Here is a 16,425-nt window from a genome sequence, read left to right on the forward strand (position 1 = left end):
CACATTCATGTGGAGCCAGATAGCCAAAATCCAAGATTTTGTGCGTACCGTGGGGATGGGGAACGGAATCCCCATCAAGATTGCCGGGAATGAAAAATCACGAAAGTGAGTTTTGAGTTACCATAGGCGAATCTTGCTCTAAGACAGGGAAACCCTGGTGTTGCAGTATAGGCCTTGCCATCAGAAAAAGAAGTGCTTCTATAAATAGGAATCCGCAGCCTTTATTTGGAATACACTTTCCAGATTTTTTTGAATTTCTTTCAAAAACTGTATTCCAAAATGCCCTTCTGGATTCCTATTAGTAAAGGGGGATTGATCCGATGAAGCAGAAAGAGCGACTGGACGAAAAAGTGAAGCAGGAGCGAACGGAGCCTGACCATCACAGAAAAATCATTATTAAGGGCATCACCGTGTATGAATCGTTCCGACCAGAAGGCAGTGAACTGTGGGACTGCCTCTTGCAGAGTATGGGGAAACACTGAAAAAAAGATTTTTTAAAATTGTGCGCTACAGCTTGATTTTCGTGCCGCAGCTTGGTAGAATACAGACGGGTTAAGTAAATATGTGCAATCAAAAGCCATTAACTTTCTGGATTTTACCATGCGAATTGCGTGGAGACAGGAGGTTTAATGGCTTTGTTTTTTTATAAGGAAAAGAATAAGGACATACGAGCAGCAGCCTATCTGAGGTTGTCTATCGAGGACGGAGATAAGGCTGAAAGCAACAGCATCGGAAACCAGAGAGAACTGATCCGGGATTTCGTTGCAGAACGACCAGAACTGCATTTGGTAGGAGAATATGCAGATGATGGTTACACGGGAACTAATTTTGAGCGACCAGGCTTTACGCAGATGATGGAGGACATCAAATCCGGCAAAATCAACTGCATCATAGTCAAGGACTTGTCTCGACTTGGCCGTAACTACATTGAGATGGGAAAGTATCTGGAACAGATTTTCCCAATGATGGGGATTCGGTTCATCGCCATCAATGATAACTACGATAACGCAAACACTGAGAGCAGTGATTCGGATAGCATCGTGGTTCCCTTCAAAAATCTGCTGAATGATTCCTACTGCAGGGACATTTCCATTAAGGTTCGGAGCCAGTTGGACATTAAGCGGCGCAAGGGAGAGTTCATCGGCGGGTATGCAATGTACGGTTACTGCAAAGATGAACGGAACAAAAGCCGGTTGGTGGTGGATGAGTATGCAGCAGATGTTGTTCGTTCTATCTATCGCAGAAAATTGGAAGGCATGAGCGCAAAGGTTATTGCGGAACAGCTGAACAGCGAGGGGGTTCTGGCTCCCAGTGAGTACAAACGGCTGTGCGGATTAAATTATCACAGCGGTTTCAAGGCTGGAACCCATGCAAAGTGGCAGGCGATTCAGGTACTTCGGATTTTGAAAAATGAAGTTTACACCGGAACGATGGTGCAGGGAAAACGGCAGAAAATTAATTACAAGATTAAGAAAATCCGTGACGTAGAAGAATCCGGCTGGATCAAAGTTCCCAATATGCACGAGGCCATCATTCCGCAGAAATTGTTTGACACCGTGCAGGAAGTTTTGAAGCTGGACACCTGTGCATCGAAAGGACAACAGACAGTCAATCTCTTTTCAGGTATGGTTCGGTGCGGGGGCTGCGGACAGAATATGGTGCGGCGCACTGTATCAAAAAATGGAAAGAAGTATGTTTATCTGCACTGCATCACAAATCATAACGGTCTGGGCTGTTCTTCACACCTTATCAGCGAAAGTAAATTAGCAGAAGTGGTGCTGGCTGCATTGCAGGGAAAAATTCAGCAGATCAGTGGACTGGAACAGCGGCTGGATGAAATCAACGAGATTCCTAAAAATCAACGCAGGTTAAAATCGGTAGAAGAGCACATGAAAATGCTTGAACAGGAAGAACAGAAATACCAGACCCTGCGCCGTCAGCTTTACGAAGATATGAGCAGCGGCATTGTCAGTAAGGATGAGTATAAAGAGTTCAGCCGTTCCTTTAACGAAAAAGTCGAAAATATCTGTAAGGCAAAAACGGAAATGAACCGACAGCTGGATAGCCTGAGCAATTTGGATGTGGAACATTTGCCGTGGATCGAAGATTTTAAATCCTATCAAAACTTAACGAGTTTGAATCGCCGTGTTCTGGTAGAACTGGTGGAAAGCATTACAGTCTATGATAAAGAGCACATTCACATCCAATATCGCTTCGACCAGGAAATCCGCAATGTGCTGGAATATTGCAACAGCGTTCCGACAACAGAAACGGAGGGGAGTACAGTATGAAATGTGTAAGCTATACTCGGACGATGCCTTGGAAAAACCATACAGGTGAACTGACGATTGCCGACCAGAATCAGCGTATTGCAGAATACTTAGCTGAACATAAAGAAATGGATTTACAGAAAAAGTATTCTGACCGTAAGGGTGTAGAAAACGCAAGTGCGGCATTTGACAAAATGATTGATGATGGAGCAGAGCGAAAATTTGACTGCATCATTGTAGCATCTATGTATTACTGTGGGCCTGGCTTTCCTGCGGCGCGTCAGTCAATCAAGGAAACTCTCTATGAGACAGGCGTTGATCTGATCGTTCTGGAAGAAGGACTGGATACCAGAACTGCCAGTCGAAAAGAGGTTGAGGACTATTTTGAGGAGAAACGCTGCGAGATGCACGCAGAAATCATGTTTGCATGGAGGAAGAAGCAGGGCGCAGGATTCCGGCTGACCAATTCCGTTCCGTATGGTTATATCCGCAGGAATGGTGAAAGCAACATGGTAAAGGATGAAGAGGTTGCTCCGTATCTGAGCGAAGTTTTTTCCAGATATGCATCGGGACAGAAGATGGGCGATATTGCAAAATGGTTGAATGAACAGAATGTCGAACCACCGATGAGGCACAAAAAAAGAATTCAGGGAAAACCATATGAGGGAGAATCTGATCTGTGGACATCGGATAATCTGAGGGGATTGTTCAGAAATCCAACATATACGGGTGCAACGGCAAACGGAAGCCGTCAGATTATTGCAGAGAACTGCCATGAGCCGTACATGACAAAAGAACAGTTTTATGCGCTTCCTTGCAATATGCAGCAGAGTGAAAACAAAATATCAACTCGGAAAAAATATAAAAAACCGAATCCTCTTGCAAAGCGCATCATTTGTACCTGTGGACGTCCACTTTATTGGCATAAGGATAAGAAAACGGGAGAAGAACTATTCTATTGCAGCTACTGCCGTGCTCATAAGGAGAATGGAAAGGAATTGAAAGCTCCGGCTGCATCTGTATATAAAAAGGTGATAGATGCTATGGAGAGAGAACATCGGGAAGAAGAAAAGATGTACTCCGCAATTCAGCAGGGAGCTGGCAGAAAAGCAATTGAAGCAGTAAGAGCTGATAGTTCGATGCAGATGAAGACCATTCTGGCTGAACTTAATATGGAACAGTTTCGCCGTGTACCGTTGTATGAAAGCTATATGGCTGATGAAATCACGGAAGAACAATATCAGGCTGAAGTGCTGGATTATGAAGAAGCCCATCGAAAGCTGAATGAACAGCTTACAACAATCATGGAAAATACAATGGTATGGGAACGGGCATTGAGTTTGCGAAATCCGTGGATTCAGCAGATGGAACAATATAAGACCCCAGAGGCACTGGATCGTAATTTTGTGAAAAAGTACATTGAACAGGTCGTGGTTACATTTTTAGGCGATAGACAGGCAGAAATCAGTCTAACGATGAAAACAGAGGAATGGAAGCAGATGCTTGAACGGATAGAATTGGAGGGTACAGACGATGGCACGAAAAAGTAGAAAGAATTTGCTCCAACCGGAACAGGCAACGGTTTCAGTGCAGTTCCCGGAATTGGATGAAGAAAAGATACCAACTGCAATCTATGGACGGCTTTCGGTGGAAGATGATGAAGATAACGAAAGCATGGAAACACAGATTGCACTGGTGCAGGATTTTATTAACCGTAGCAGTGAATTAAATTATGTAGATACGTATTTTGACAATGGATTTACAGGAACAAATTTCAAGCGCCCGGCCTTTACCCGTTTGATGAACGATGTGCGGCAGAAAAAAATCAAGTGTATCGTTGTAAAAGACCTATCGCGTTTTGGCCGTAACTATCTGGAAGCGGGATACTATATTGAAACCGTATTTCCATTTCTAGGTGTTCGCTTGATTGCTGTCACCGATCATTTTGATAGTACGCGCAAAGAGGATATGGAAAGCCTGGCTCTCCCGATTCGGAATATGGTCAACACCATGTATGCGAAAGACATTTCCAAAAAGGTGTGGACTTCCCTGCAGCGTAAAAAAGAAGCCGGCTATGCAGTCGGAAGTGATGCTCCGTTTGGATATATTCGGAATCCAGTGACAAAACGAAATGAGATTGACCCGGAAACAGCCTTTTATGTACAGTTGATTTTCCAGTGGGTACTGATGGGCGTAGCGATTTTTGAAATCGCCAGACGGTTGACTCTGCTGAAGGTTCCAACCCCACGGGAGTGGCATCGGAAAATTGTTGAGGGAAAGGAAGTTGTTACTTATAAAAAATGGGGCGAAACCTCGGTACGGCATATGCTGGCAAATCAAACCTATGTGGGAGATACCATCAACAATAAAAGTACACAGAGATTTTTTGCTGGGCAGGACAAACGTGACTTGTCGAAAGAGCAGTGGTATGTGGCAAAAAATACACATCCAGCCATCATTGCAAGGGATGATTTTGAAAAGGTGCAGGAGATTCTGACGAAGAATCAGAAGGTGTTCAAAACAGTAAGAGCTGAATCGGAACAGATTCGCACGGAGTATCAGAATGACCTTGCCGGAATGGTGTTCTGTGCAGACTGCGGCAGATCGATGGATTTTGATAGGCTTCCGCATGGAGCAGAAGAAAGTAAAAAGGTTTGTTACTATATTTGCAGAGCAAGGCAGGCGGATGATAAGTGCATCGGACACCAGATTACGGAAAAGTTGTTGAAAGCTCTGGTAATGGATCAGCTGCATCTGTTTATTGTTCGGCTTAGTGATAAGCGCAAAGTTCTGGAAGAGCTGCGAAAAATCGAAGATATGCAGAATCCTGTCTACCGTGCAAAAAGTGAGATTATGAGCCTGACGGATAAAGTTAGCCAGATAGTCCCCGGATCATCTGGTACACGCCGCCGTTCCAGCCGGACGGAGTTTGCCCGACCTCGGCGGCAATCGTTCCTACCTTCTCGTTGACATCGGTGAACATATTGGTCAGGTTGCTCTCGATCCATCCGATCAGCATATCCTTGAGAGCCTGTTCGATCTTTTCTAAAATGCTGCCCAATATTTCACCACCCTTCGGTTAAGCTGGGCTTGCCGTGGATTAGCCGAACAAACCGGAGAGCAGGGGGATGAGGGTCGTGCCGATCAGCACCACACCGCCGCCAGCCATGAGCTGCTTGATGCCCTGAGACTTAGCGCCGGGGTTGTCGTTGCCGTAGCCTTCCATGAGGTTGACAACACCCCACACCGCAAGACCTGCGCCGAGGGCGATAACAAGCGTCTGGAGAACCGTAACTGCCTGATTGATAAATGCCATACTTGAATTTCCTCCTTAAATCGTTGGTGAATTGTGAAGGGCGAGTGCCTTTTCCAGCACCCGCCCCGATGGTTACTTCTGTGCGGCTGCCGGATTAACCGAACAGACCGGAGAGCAGAGGGATGAGGGTCGTGCCGATCAGCACCACACCACCGCCAGCCATGAGCTGCTTGATGCCCTGAGACTTGGCGCCGGGGTTGTCGTTGCCGTAACCTTCCATGAGGTTGACAACACCCCACACTGCGAGACCTGCGCCGAGGGCGATAACGAGCGTCTGAAGAACCGTGACAGCCTGATTGATGAAAGCCATAGATTTCCCTCCTTGATTTGAAAAAGATTGGTTGTGTATTTTTGAAAATGAGCATAAAAAAAGAAGCCCCGTCGCTGTTCTGCTTTGGGAGCCATCAGGCTTTACCCACTGCGCAGTGCAGCGACGGGGCTTTAATCCGCTTCGACCTCGCCCATATCATAGAGGTCGAATGTGTCATCGGGCTTGACTACCAGCTTGTGCTTCCGGTACTTCTCGATGTCAAAGGTGTTCCGCTTGTCGTAGTCGGAGAGCTGCCGGTACTTTGGATGCTTTGTAATGTCGTATTTGTTACTGAGAAAAGGTCTCACGCCTCGAAGCTGCAAAATACACTTGGCTCCGTCCATGACGGCGATCTCATCCTGAGACATCAGTTCTTTGCCGGTTTTCTGATAATTCAAGCCGTAGGAGTTGTTGTTGGAACGGGTTTCTGAGGTGTTGTAAAGGTCGATTGTCTCCTTGCCCAGCACCTCGCTGATTTCCTTGAGCGTGGATTTCTCCTTACCGCCAAGAAAAAGTGTGCAGTCGCAGTTACCTGTGATGGTGTCAGCCGCATCCTTGTAGATGGTCTTGAGCTGAGACTGGGACTGCAAGATGATTGACGCCGAGATTTCCCGGCTTCGGATGGTGGCGATGAGCTTATCAAACTTCGGGATTTGACCGATGTTCGCAAACTCATCGAGCAGACAGCGCACATGAACGGGAAGCCGTCCGTTGTAAACGTCATCTGCTTTGTCGCAGAGAAGGTTGAAGAGCTGAGAATACATGATTGCCACGACGAAATTGAAGGTGTCATCGGTATCGGAAATAATGACGAACAGCGCCGTCTTCCGGTCTCCGATGGTGTCCAGTTCCATCTCATCGTAGCTCATCAGCTCCCGCAGCTCTGCAATGTCGAAGGGCGCAAGCCTTGCGCCGCAGGAAATCAAAATCGACTTAGCGGTTTTGCCCGCCGCCAGCTTGTATTTGCGGTATTGCTTGACCGCAAAGTGGTCAGGGTCGCGGGCTTCCAGCTCATCGAACATGACATCCACGGGGTTCTTGAAGGTCTCATCGTCCTCTCTGGCTTCCGAGGCATTGATCATTTCGAGCAGGGTAGTAAAGTTTTTCTCGTGGTCGGGTGCCTCGTACCAGATGTAGCCGATGAGAGCCGTGTAGTAGAGCTTTTCCGCCTTGACCCAGAAATCTTCGCCGGACTTATCGCCGTCTCCCTTCGTGTTGACGATGATCGTATTGACCAGCTTGAGGATGTCCTTCTCACTGCGGATGTAGCTGAACGGGTTGTAGTGCATGGATTTCCGAAAGTTGATGGTGTTCAGCGACTTGATGACGTAGCCGCCTTTTTCAAGCATCCTGCCGCACTCTACCAGCACCGTTCCTTTCGGGTCAGTCACAACATAGCTGCTGTGCATCTGCATCAGGTTTGGCTTCACGAAAAAGCGCGTCTTACCTGAGCCGGAACCGCCGATGACAAGGATATTTTTGTTGCGGGCGTATTTCGGCTGCTTTGGACGGCTGTTCATGGTCAGGAACTCCGTCTGCGTCAGAATGACATTGTTGGAAAACTCCGGGTCCATGTACGGCTTGATGTCCTCCGGCTTACCCCAGCGGGCAGAGCCGTACTCTTCGCCCTGCCGGAATTTCTTGCGGTTCTTACCCTTGACGTAAACTGCCAGCTTGAGCAACACGCCAGCCGACAGACCAATGAGCAGATCAACGGGATGAAAGCTGGGAAGCGGATTTGCAAAGGCTGTGCCGAACACGGCAAAACCGTTTGTCAGCTTGTCGATGAACGCTGTGCCGGGTGCAAGGCGGAACACAGCGGCAATCTTATCCGCAAAGTAGAAGGCGAAGACATACGGAAGATTCAGAAGAACGAGCTTCTTCACATCGGGCTTGTTCACAGCTCCACACTCCGATCCTTGGTCTTGACCTTAGCTTTCTCTTTGTGCTGCGCCTTGCTCTGTGCTTTCTCCTGATCCAGCTTGTGCCGGATGGACGGCTGTTCCTTCTGCTTGACAGTTTTGGCAGAGAACTCCTTGAAGGCGGCGGTCATGACATCAACGTCCCGTCCTTTGAAAAAGACAAGGTAGCTGGGCGGCTCAACGGAAACGTCCTTCTTGAGCGCAAAGTCCAGACCGTATTTGCTGGCAGTCCGCTCGAAAGACTTGATGTTGCCATCCGTCACTTCAATGTTGGAGATTGCGGCGTTCTGGCTCATCAGATGCTTGATGGACTGCTTGCCGCGATAGGTTTTGGGCTGCTGCATCTGCTTCTGCGCCTTCTCGATCTCCTGCACGAACTTGTCCAGTGCCTTTTTCAGCACCTCGGCTGAGATTTTGCCGCCCTTGATCATGATTGCAACAACTTTGGTGTTGACTTCATCCTGCATTGCGGCGTTTACCTCCTTTCCTTGGAATGATTATTGGGACTGCTGCCGAAGCTAAGGCGGCACAATCCGGCGATGGATGATTTTCATTTGCACTTGTCCTCCTTTCCGAGCAATGCTCACGATGGTATTCATTAAAGAGTGCCTTCACAAAGGCTATAATCGTAGGTCTTCGGCTTCTTTGACCCTGCCGATCTGTCCTGCCCGTAGAAATCATGATTGACGAGCGCGGAATAGTAATTGTCTATCGTCAGAGAGGCGTTATACAGAGCGGTTAAAAGGTATGCCCGGATATTGCGGATGTCTGACGGGTTCTTGTTCATTGCTTCCAGAACGTACTCTATGTGGCTGCTATTCAGCTTGAGAAAGCGGGACTTAACCACTTGCTGCGGCATATCCTCGCCATTGATACGGATGGTCGGAGCGGTAGAGCAGACGGCATCCAGCATGATGTCCATGATCTCCCGGAAGCGGTCTTTATCGAACTTCGGATCCTGACAGAGAATGTTGTAGTCAAGATTCTCTTTGATAATCTCTTCATACTCGCTTCGCTCATCCATCCTGTCCATCCCATCAAGATTGATGGATTGATAGTTCTTTGAGAGAGTATTTCTTTCTTGGGTAATTACTTGATCAGTATTTATTTGTGCGGACTTATCCCCGCGTGGATTATCCACATCTGGCTTCTCCACACATGGATTTTCCGTGTGTGGTATTTCCCGTTCTGGCGTGGACTCCTGCGGCTCTTCGTATATCTCAAAGATTGTGCTGCTCATCCTGCCTTTACCGTCTCTCTGCCGGTGCCGGACAAGGTAGCCGTGCTTTTCAAGCTCACGGAGCGCGGAGAGAATGGCATCCGGACCTTCCTTGCAGATTGCAGAAAGTCCCTTGGTTGAGAACTTCCAGCCATCATTGAACGAGAGCATCTTTGAGAGAAGACCGACCGCCTTGAGTGACAGGCTCTTGTCTCGGAGGTGGAAGTTCGCCATGACGGTATAGCCACGATTTTTATTTACGCGATAGACTGCCACGAAAATCACCTTGCCATCTTGGAAAGCAGTTCTTCGCCGCACTTTTTCTGGAACTTCATTCGGATGACCTCCTTGCCCTTCGGCGTGAAGTAGGTCTGAGAACCGGTGTAGCAGAACGTCACAAAATCGCGGACGATGAACAGTCCGGCATTGCTGTCCTTGTTGTAGGGAAGTAGCTGCCCGGAAGGAGAGCGGAACAGGTACTTTTCTTTGAGAAGGAACTGGACGAACTTGCGCTCCGGGATTTTCAGTTCCTTCGCCGTCGTTCGGATATTGGTGCAGTCATCCGGATTGATGAAGGCGTCGTAATAATCAGCTTTGGGCTTTGCCGTGATCAGCTCACACTCAAGAGCCTTTACGCGATTCTTTTCCAAAATCAACGCCTGAGCAAACTCTACAATGACCGCAGGTTCCTTCTGAATGCGTTCCAGAAGGGAGTCCGTCATGTAGCCGCCGGTCTTGCGAATGGTAGGAATGACCTCATCAAATACCCACAGTTCAAACTTTTCAGCCGCAGGAAGTTTGCTGCGAATAATTAGCCGATAAACGTCTCCTTCCGGGATGAAGTTGATACTCTGAACTTTCCCGCTGATAGGGGTAGAACGTTTCGTTATAGCCCTGCAATGGTCGTTGACCGCCTTGTTCGGGTTGGTGTAACCGAGTGCCTTTGCAACATCTGCTGCACAGAACAGAACTTTTTCTCCTTCGAGGATCGTTCTTACCTCACCAAACTGTTCATTCTTGAAGATTTCGATTTTGTTATCCATGACTGGCTTCCTTTCCGGCATCAGATGTGCCACTTTGATTTTTGAGGGTTGAAACGGGATTGCAGCAGTAGGGACACTCCGCAAACACGCAGGACTGATATTTCCAGAAGGGACGATGAAAGCGGCAGCTTCGGCACTCAGGGAGAATGCCATCCACACCGCTGTCATAATGCTCAAAGCCGGGTGTGGTCTGCATCAGCAATTCCAGTGCTTGCAGATCACCGGCTGTCATGCGTTTCATACTTAAAAACTCCTTTCTTTCGCCGCATCGCCAGCAAATATTGCGGCTTTTGGGCAACAAAAAAAGAGGGTTTGCTTCTTACTCCAAATTGGAGAAGAAACAAACCCTCTTCGTTTACGATGTAGTTCAGATGATTTCGCGGATGGTATGAATGACACCGAGCAGCAGCCCGATGAAGAAGGCAAGTCCTCCGATAAGACCGCCTATGATTAAGTTCAATGCGAAGATGCCGACTGAGCCGGAGATACCGTAGCCGCTGGGAACGAGCCAGAGGCACATCCTCCGGATGCCGAATGGAAAGCCGACGCAGATCCACATAAGGAAGTAGTCACATACGCCGTCAGGCATATAGATCGGCTTGAGAAATGACGCGAGGCAGAACGCAAGCGCGATTGGAAGCAGAACCTCCTTCAAGAAGACTTTGATAGCACCCACTATATCCTCCTTCTGCCGGAAGTGTGCAGCAGCACCCTCCGGCTTGCTTGATTATTGTGAAAGTCCTTTGTTTTCGGTCAAAAAAAGAAGGGACTAAGCCAGAATGCCTTGATTTTCAAGGTCTTTCTGATTTAGTCCTATTATCGCACAATAATCTTTTACGATAATGGTATCAATCTCGCCACTGCGCACACCATCCATCATTTTCTGAAAGCCCGGTCTGTCGAAATTGCTGCCTGTGTAACCATCATCCACAAAATCCATCACAGGCAGATTTTGCAGACTCTCTTTGTGGGAAATATACCGCTGGATCAGTTCTTTCTGGTTTTTGATGCTGTTGCTCTTGTCTTTTCCATCTTTACCCAAATCACCGTCTGCCCTTGAAATGCGCTGATACGCTGCAATCATTTTCCCGCACTCTCCTTTCCAAGGTCCGCAAACACATCTTGAAATCCAAATACAATGCGAATCCGCTTATCTGCACTCACTTCGATTCTCTGCACAAGGGATTTTACCAGCTGAGCATCAAATCCAAAGTCATCCAGATGCTCTTCCAAGTTGGAAGTCATATTCAGATATTCTCTGATCTGTTGTTCTACTTCCACCTTTTTGGCTTCTGCTCTCTGCAGTGCTGCTCGCAGGCCGTCATACTGTTTGGAATAATCTTCCCGAATCAATTGATAATCTTCAGAATCCACCACGCCTGCCACATAATCTGCATAAAGCTGTTCTCTTTTCTTTGCCATCCCGACAAGAAGAAGTTCAGTAACATGAGCGAGAAAATCAGTTGGGAAACCGTGATGGTCTACAACATCCTCAAAAACCTTGTTTACACCGGAACGCTGGTCAGCCGCAAGATGAAGTCCTGTGGTGTCGGCTCAAAAAAGCGTGTTGTCAATGAGCCGATCATCGTAGAAGGTACGCATGAAGCGATTATCAGCAAGGAAGACTTTGAGCTTGCTCAGAAGGTCATTCGAGGTGGAGGACGGAATCCCACGCGCAAGCAGCATGACTATCCGCTCAAGGGACTCGTCCGCTGCGGTAACTGTAAACGTGCTATGACACGCCGAAAGAACAAGGCTGGCATTCGATACTTCCAGTGCATTCACTCGGTCAACAACGGAAACACAGACTGTCCGGTTGGCAGGAGCTTTCCGGAAATGGATATTGAGAAGGTTGTCTTCCATGCCCTTACTCAGTTTCTTGCTTTGGCACAGAAGGAAGCAATACAGAACCGCGAAGTCGGTGATCTGCGGAAATCTGCCATCAAGGAATGTGCTGATAAAATCCGCACTCTGCAAAAGCAGAACGAGCAGAACAAGGCGTCCAAGCTGAGGCTCTACGAGAAGTATGCAGCCGGAAGCATCACGAAGGAGGCGTACATTCAGCAGAAGGCGGCAGCGGATGTGAAGATTGCTGAAAACGATGGAGCAATCCAGCGCAGTCACGAGCGGATGAAGGAGCTTGACTCCGAGACCGCCTGTTCAGATGAAAAGCTGGATGCGGTCTGCGAACAGTACGCCGACTGCAAAGCTCTGACCTATGAGCTGACCCACGCATTCATTTCTGCGGTCTACATTTACGATCTTGACAACATAGAAATCGTCTGGAAGTTCAAGGACTTCCTCACTACATCAGAAGGAGAAGCCAAATGAAAGTATTTCTTTATATCCGCGTTGCCTGTGCGGATCAGCTTGCGGCAGCAGACCAGCGGGAAGAGCTGGAACGCTATGCGAAGGACAAAGGCTATGAGGTGGCTGCTGCTGTGGCGGCAGACGGCATCTCCGGCGTCCATACGGAAGGTATCATGAACTTCCTGCTGAACGAAGCAAAGCGTCAGGACATCGGTACGATCCTCACCCGCGACACCTCGCGAATCAGCCGGGACACTTCCTCTTTCATGAGGTTTGAGCGAAAGTTCCGGGAGAACGGCATCCGGTTCGAGTATCTGTCCAAGCCTGACAACGAGCTTCCGGTCACTCCGATGATGGAGGCGTTTGAAGCGGCGTATAAGAAACGTCGCACAAAGAACGGCAAAAGAGCATAGAGAAAACTCAAGCCGTTCATGGGTGGTTGTCCACCTATGAACGGCTTGTAAATTCTCAAAATTTTTTTAGTCCCTACTTGACACAAGAAGACCTGTCTCGTTTTGGACGCGATTACATTGGTGTGGGCGAATACATGGAGCAGATTTTTCCACTACTGGGTGTCAGGCTCATCTCCGTCAATGACAACTATGACAGCAGCAATTATAATGGTACAACCTTGGGGATGGATTTGGTTGTCAGCAACCTGGTAAACACCATGTACTGCCGAGATGCAGGAAAGAAACTTCGGACAGCCAACCGAGTGAAGTGGCGCAAGGGTATTTCTACAGCGTCTGCTGCACCGTTTGGTTATCAGTTTGACCCGAATAGAAAAGGATCATATATCATTGACCCTCCAGCGGCAAAAATTGTCCGTCGCATTTTTGACCTTGCGATTCTGGGATTGGGAACGCGAGAAATAGCGATGGCATTGAATGATGAAAATGCTCCTGTGCCGAGTGTTTATAACCGGGAGCATAAGGCGTATGGAAAAGAAACGACTTACACGATTGCACCTGTGATTCTTTGGGATAGTTCTCGCGTCTGGAAGATTCTCACGGCTTATGTGTACACCGGAGCGATGGTTCTGGGAAAAAGTCAAAGATTGATTTCCGGCAAGAAAATCATTCGCATTGTTCCAAAAGGGCAACAATACATTACGGAAGGAACCCATGAAGCTATCGTCAGCCGGGAAGAATTTGAAAAAGCGCAGCTTGTCATAAGAAATAACGGACATAGAGTAGTGATGGGAAGCGTGGATTTTCCCCTTAAGGGAAAAATTCGATGCGGTAATTGCAGACGAGTCCTGGGATATGACTACAAACAGGCTTCTCCCATATTCTGGTGCAGAGAGGGAATGGAACTTATCGGTCAGACCCAATGTTCATCGGAAATATATCAGGCCAGTGATATTGAAAATGCAGTGTTTCAGGCATTAAAAAAGAACTTTCTCTATTGGACTCACTCTATAGTGATATTAAAAAGGAAGAACAGAGCTTAAAAGAAGCCAGTAGAAAGGCAAGCCGCCGAAAAACTTTGATGGAGCAGGAACTGAAAAATCTGAAAGGTGAGAAGATGCGGATGTATGAGGAGTACGCGGCAGGAACGCTCTCCCTGGACAATTATAAGAGCAAAAAACTGGAATGCGATAGGAAGATTGCAGAAGTGCAGGACAAAATCGAACAATTCAAAGCGGAAGAATCTGTCAAGAGCGTTGTTCCAGGGACGGTGCGGGCAGCAGCAGAACAGGCAGAAAATTTTCTGCACGGCACGAGACTTACGGCAAGCATGGTGTCAGCCTTCATTGAAAATGTTTATGTGCATGAGGGTGGGCGTATCGTAGTACGGTTTAAATATGAGCAGAGTATACAGGATGCCGTGAGAGCATTACACACAGAATGAATTTCAAAAAGGCGAAGTTGCCCATGATACAACATCAAAGAGTATGTTATAATATGGGCAACAGACCAACCGGAAGGAGAAGGACGAAATGAGTATAACCCGAAAGCTGGCAAAACTGATATTGACCTTATTGACCCTGCCGCTACTCGTCGTAGTATGGCTACTGAAATGGTTCGTGACGTTCCTTCATTGCTGTTCGGCATGGATATTCTATCTGCTGGGCAGTGTGCTGCTGGCAACAGCAGTGCTTTCGTTCCTGATGAAACAATCGCAGGGGATAGAAGCACTTCAAATGCTGATCGGTGGATTTGTGATTTTTATGATTCCGCAGGTGGTCGGCAGTGTGGTGGTATTTTTGGAACTGGCAACAGCAACGATTCGGCAAGTATGGTACATATAAGGAGAGGTGAAACCTAGAAAATGAAATTAGCAGCGATTCATCATGTAGCAATCATCGTTTCAGATTATGAGAAATCGAAAGACTTCTATGTGAATAAGCTGGGATTTGAGATTGTACGAGAAAACTTCCGTGAAGAACGGAATGACTGGAAACTGGATTTGCGTGTTGGTGAGGGTGCTGATGCGATTGAGCTGGAGATCTTCGCAGAGCCGAACCCACCTAAGCGCGTGAATCGACCGGAAGCCTGCGGACTACGGCATTTGGCGTTCCGGGTGGATGATGTGGAAGCCACTGTAGCAGAACTGGAACAGATGGGGATAGGATGTGAACCGATTCGATTTGACAGCTACACCCAAAAGAAGATGACATTTTTCTTTGATCCAGATGGTCTGCCATTGGAACTGCATGAATAAATGCTTGGAGAATAACAATAGGATGGTGAGCAAAATTGGCAAGATGGGAACGAGAAGGGATTCCGCATAAAGGATGGAAAGAAATAGGAATAGAAGATTTGGGTGAGGATTTAGAATTTGGCGATGACGTAGAATACGAACAGTGCGAAATGTGTGGACAAGAGAAAATACGCTACGTTCACATTTTACAGCATTCTGATTTTAATGGCGAACTGCGTGTGGGATGCGTATGCGCAGAACACATGACGGACGATTATATCAACCCTCAAAAGTCTGAGAGAGAACTAAAAAATCGCTTGAATCGCAAGAAAAATTTTATGCGCAGAGAATGGCAGGAACGCGCGCAAGGAAAATATGTGCTACGGTATAAGGGCGAAAATATAACGATTATGAAAAGTAAGTTTGGAGCAGGTTGGGGTGTTCTCTATGGAGGACAAAGTGTGTTTCGATATAATAATCGTAGAATTGATGATTTTCATACGGCTAGGCTAATTGCATTTGACCTTTTTGATGAGCAATATGAATCCAGAGGAGAAGTTCAGCCATATTGGGATGGTATGCGCTGGCTTTATTATTAAAGCTGTACGCTGATGGAAAAGTAAACAAAAGGTAACACCCGTCTAGGTGAGAGGATGTAAATCTTCTCGACTAGGCGGGTGTTTCATTCCGTAGGAATGGGAAGGTTACAGATTGAAAAGGTCTAACTAGCTACCGAGCAGCTATGCAGAAAAGTGGTTGCAGCGACTTCTTGATCTAAGGTGGATATCGAGTTTCAGCTACCACAAACGAAGGCTCACATAAACCACAGACAGCACCCAGGAGGATTCGAGGGTGCGTCTGCAGCTTATGCGGGCTTTTTTTATTTTGTGATTTTAATACGGATGGATGTTAAATTCCAAAGCTGACAAGAGTGGCCTTTAACTCCCTCGCCGTGCGGATAATGATTTCCTGCTCAGTTTCGTTGCAGTCTAATAAGAGGCGATGTAAATCGGAATCAGAGGAAGAAAGAGAATAATCGAGGCTGTCAACCAGTAACGCATCGACAGAAATATGTAGAGCATTGGCGAGATCAACCAAGATTGGCAAACTGGGGGTCTTGACTCCGTTTTCAAGATAGGCAATATATTCACGACTACAGTTGGTCAAATCGGCAAGCTTTTCCTGAGTCATGCTGAACTTTAAACGATAAAAACTGATTCGTTTACCTAAAGCAATGCGATTAACGGACATAGAAAACATTCCTTTCTTACGCCCGCATAAGACATTACCATTATTTACGCTTTTAGTCGTAATAACAAGAAGAGAATAATGAGTTCAGAGTACATAAGTGTTCACCCTCATCAATCGTGTATTCTGAAAGCAAAATGT

The 16,425-nt window shown here is 47.1% G+C and carries 22 protein-coding genes and 1 pseudogene; 11 read left to right on the forward strand and 12 right to left on the reverse strand.

Annotation, left to right across the window (positions count from 1 at the left end; genetic code table 11):
- The first annotated feature begins 320 nt into the window (after window positions 1-320).
- From WMO17_RS07525 to WMO17_RS07540, 4 genes and pseudogenes are all read left to right on the forward strand, one after another.
- On the forward strand, window positions 321-482 hold the full coding sequence (locus WMO17_RS07525) for a hypothetical protein (protein WP_306768907.1): 162 nt from the start codon (window positions 321-323) through the stop codon (window positions 480-482).
- 153 nt (window positions 483-635) lie between these two features.
- The gene (locus WMO17_RS07530; RefSeq protein WP_349137813.1) at window positions 636-2,291 is read left to right on the forward strand and encodes a recombinase family protein; all 1,656 of its coding nucleotides are present in this window, start codon (window positions 636-638) and stop codon (window positions 2,289-2,291) included.
- Window positions 2,288-3,820, forward strand: a complete 1,533-nt coding sequence (locus tag WMO17_RS07535) for a recombinase family protein (protein ID WP_349137814.1) — start codon at window positions 2,288-2,290, stop codon at window positions 3,818-3,820. The genes WMO17_RS07530 and WMO17_RS07535 overlap by 4 nt, the downstream gene beginning before the upstream one ends.
- Window positions 3,804-5,009: pseudogene (locus WMO17_RS07540) on the forward strand (recombinase family protein); the annotation flags it as partial. The gene WMO17_RS07535 and the pseudogene WMO17_RS07540, both read left to right, overlap by 17 nt.
- A gap of 133 nt (window positions 5,010-5,142) precedes the next feature.
- Here WMO17_RS07540 and WMO17_RS13235 read toward each other — a convergent pair.
- The 11 genes from WMO17_RS13235 to WMO17_RS07595 form a co-directional block, all read right to left on the reverse strand.
- Window positions 5,143-5,289, reverse strand: a complete 147-nt coding sequence (locus tag WMO17_RS13235) for a VirB6/TrbL-like conjugal transfer protein, CD1112 family (protein WP_494337416.1) — start codon at window positions 5,287-5,289, stop codon at window positions 5,143-5,145.
- A gap of 81 nt (window positions 5,290-5,370) precedes the next feature.
- Window positions 5,371-5,586 (reverse strand): Maff2 family mobile element protein, encoded by a 216-nt coding sequence (locus WMO17_RS07550; RefSeq protein ID WP_005934794.1) that lies wholly within the window; start codon window positions 5,584-5,586, stop codon window positions 5,371-5,373.
- A gap of 94 nt (window positions 5,587-5,680) precedes the next feature.
- Window positions 5,681-5,896, reverse strand: a complete 216-nt coding sequence (locus WMO17_RS07555) for a Maff2 family mobile element protein (RefSeq protein ID WP_005934794.1) — start codon at window positions 5,894-5,896, stop codon at window positions 5,681-5,683.
- 131 nt (window positions 5,897-6,027) lie between these two features.
- Entirely contained in the window at window positions 6,028-7,797 is a 1,770-nt protein-coding gene (locus WMO17_RS07560) for a VirD4-like conjugal transfer protein, CD1115 family (protein ID WP_349137815.1), read from the reverse strand.
- Window positions 7,794-8,285 carry a PcfB family protein gene (locus tag WMO17_RS07565; protein WP_349137816.1) on the reverse strand — a complete coding sequence of 164 codons (492 nt, stop codon included), beginning with the start codon at window positions 8,283-8,285 and terminating at the stop codon, window positions 7,794-7,796. The genes WMO17_RS07560 and WMO17_RS07565 overlap by 4 nt, the downstream gene beginning before the upstream one ends.
- Window positions 8,286-8,416: 131 nt before the next feature.
- The gene (locus tag WMO17_RS07570; RefSeq protein ID WP_349137817.1) at window positions 8,417-9,322 is read right to left on the reverse strand and encodes a DUF6017 domain-containing protein; all 906 of its coding nucleotides are present in this window, start codon (window positions 9,320-9,322) and stop codon (window positions 8,417-8,419) included.
- Complete coding sequence (locus WMO17_RS07575; protein ID WP_040647224.1) at window positions 9,319-10,080, reverse strand: phage antirepressor KilAC domain-containing protein; 762 nt, start codon at window positions 10,078-10,080, stop codon at window positions 9,319-9,321. Before WMO17_RS07575 ends, WMO17_RS07570 begins: the two co-directional genes overlap by 4 nt.
- Window positions 10,073-10,321, reverse strand: coding sequence for a hypothetical protein (locus tag WMO17_RS07580; protein WP_040650084.1), 249 nt, complete (start codon window positions 10,319-10,321; stop codon window positions 10,073-10,075). Before WMO17_RS07580 ends, WMO17_RS07575 begins: the two co-directional genes overlap by 8 nt.
- 126 nt (window positions 10,322-10,447) lie before the next feature.
- Entirely contained in the window at window positions 10,448-10,756 is a 309-nt protein-coding gene (locus tag WMO17_RS07585) for a DUF6050 family protein (RefSeq protein WP_349137818.1), read from the reverse strand.
- A 93-nt stretch (window positions 10,757-10,849) separates the two neighbouring features.
- Window positions 10,850-11,164, reverse strand: a complete 315-nt coding sequence (locus WMO17_RS07590; protein WP_349137819.1) for a recombinase family protein — start codon at window positions 11,162-11,164, stop codon at window positions 10,850-10,852.
- On the reverse strand, window positions 11,161-11,502 hold the full coding sequence (locus WMO17_RS07595) for a hypothetical protein (RefSeq protein ID WP_349137820.1): 342 nt from the start codon (window positions 11,500-11,502) through the stop codon (window positions 11,161-11,163). The genes WMO17_RS07590 and WMO17_RS07595 overlap by 4 nt, the downstream gene beginning before the upstream one ends.
- Before the next feature lie 24 nt (window positions 11,503-11,526).
- On the opposite strand from WMO17_RS07595, the gene WMO17_RS07600 reads away from it, so the two are divergent.
- From WMO17_RS07600 to WMO17_RS07630, 7 genes are all read left to right on the forward strand, one after another.
- A complete protein-coding gene (locus tag WMO17_RS07600; protein ID WP_349137821.1) occupies window positions 11,527-12,411 on the forward strand; it encodes a recombinase family protein in 885 nt (294 codons plus the stop codon).
- Window positions 12,408-12,803, forward strand: a complete 396-nt coding sequence (locus WMO17_RS07605) for a recombinase family protein (protein ID WP_005934733.1) — start codon at window positions 12,408-12,410, stop codon at window positions 12,801-12,803. The genes WMO17_RS07600 and WMO17_RS07605 overlap by 4 nt, the downstream gene beginning before the upstream one ends.
- 134 nt (window positions 12,804-12,937) lie before the next feature.
- Window positions 12,938-13,843, forward strand: a complete 906-nt coding sequence (locus WMO17_RS07610; RefSeq protein ID WP_349137822.1) for a recombinase family protein — start codon at window positions 12,938-12,940, stop codon at window positions 13,841-13,843.
- Complete coding sequence (locus WMO17_RS07615) at window positions 13,798-14,244, forward strand: hypothetical protein (protein WP_349137823.1); 447 nt, start codon at window positions 13,798-13,800, stop codon at window positions 14,242-14,244. Before WMO17_RS07610 ends, WMO17_RS07615 begins: the two co-directional genes overlap by 46 nt.
- Window positions 14,245-14,332: 88 nt before the next feature.
- Window positions 14,333-14,644 carry a hypothetical protein gene (locus WMO17_RS07620; RefSeq protein ID WP_249236143.1) on the forward strand — a complete coding sequence of 104 codons (312 nt, stop codon included), beginning with the start codon at window positions 14,333-14,335 and terminating at the stop codon, window positions 14,642-14,644.
- A 20-nt stretch (window positions 14,645-14,664) separates the two neighbouring features.
- Window positions 14,665-15,057: an SMU1112c/YaeR family gloxylase I-like metalloprotein gene (gloA2, locus tag WMO17_RS07625; RefSeq protein WP_249236142.1), complete on the forward strand. Its 393-nt coding sequence runs from the start codon at window positions 14,665-14,667 to the stop codon at window positions 15,055-15,057.
- A gap of 35 nt (window positions 15,058-15,092) precedes the next feature.
- Window positions 15,093-15,635 (forward strand): hypothetical protein, encoded by a 543-nt coding sequence (locus WMO17_RS07630; RefSeq protein ID WP_349137824.1) that lies wholly within the window; start codon window positions 15,093-15,095, stop codon window positions 15,633-15,635.
- A 310-nt stretch (window positions 15,636-15,945) separates the two neighbouring features.
- On the opposite strand, the gene WMO17_RS07635 is transcribed toward WMO17_RS07630, so the two are convergent.
- Window positions 15,946-16,287: a helix-turn-helix domain-containing protein gene (locus WMO17_RS07635; RefSeq protein ID WP_249236140.1), complete on the reverse strand. Its 342-nt coding sequence runs from the start codon at window positions 16,285-16,287 to the stop codon at window positions 15,946-15,948.
- Window positions 16,288-16,425: the final 138 nt, after the last annotated feature.

This window comes from Faecalibacterium faecis, assembly GCF_040096475.1.
Lineage (GTDB): Bacteria > Bacillota > Clostridia > Oscillospirales > Ruminococcaceae > Faecalibacterium > Faecalibacterium taiwanense.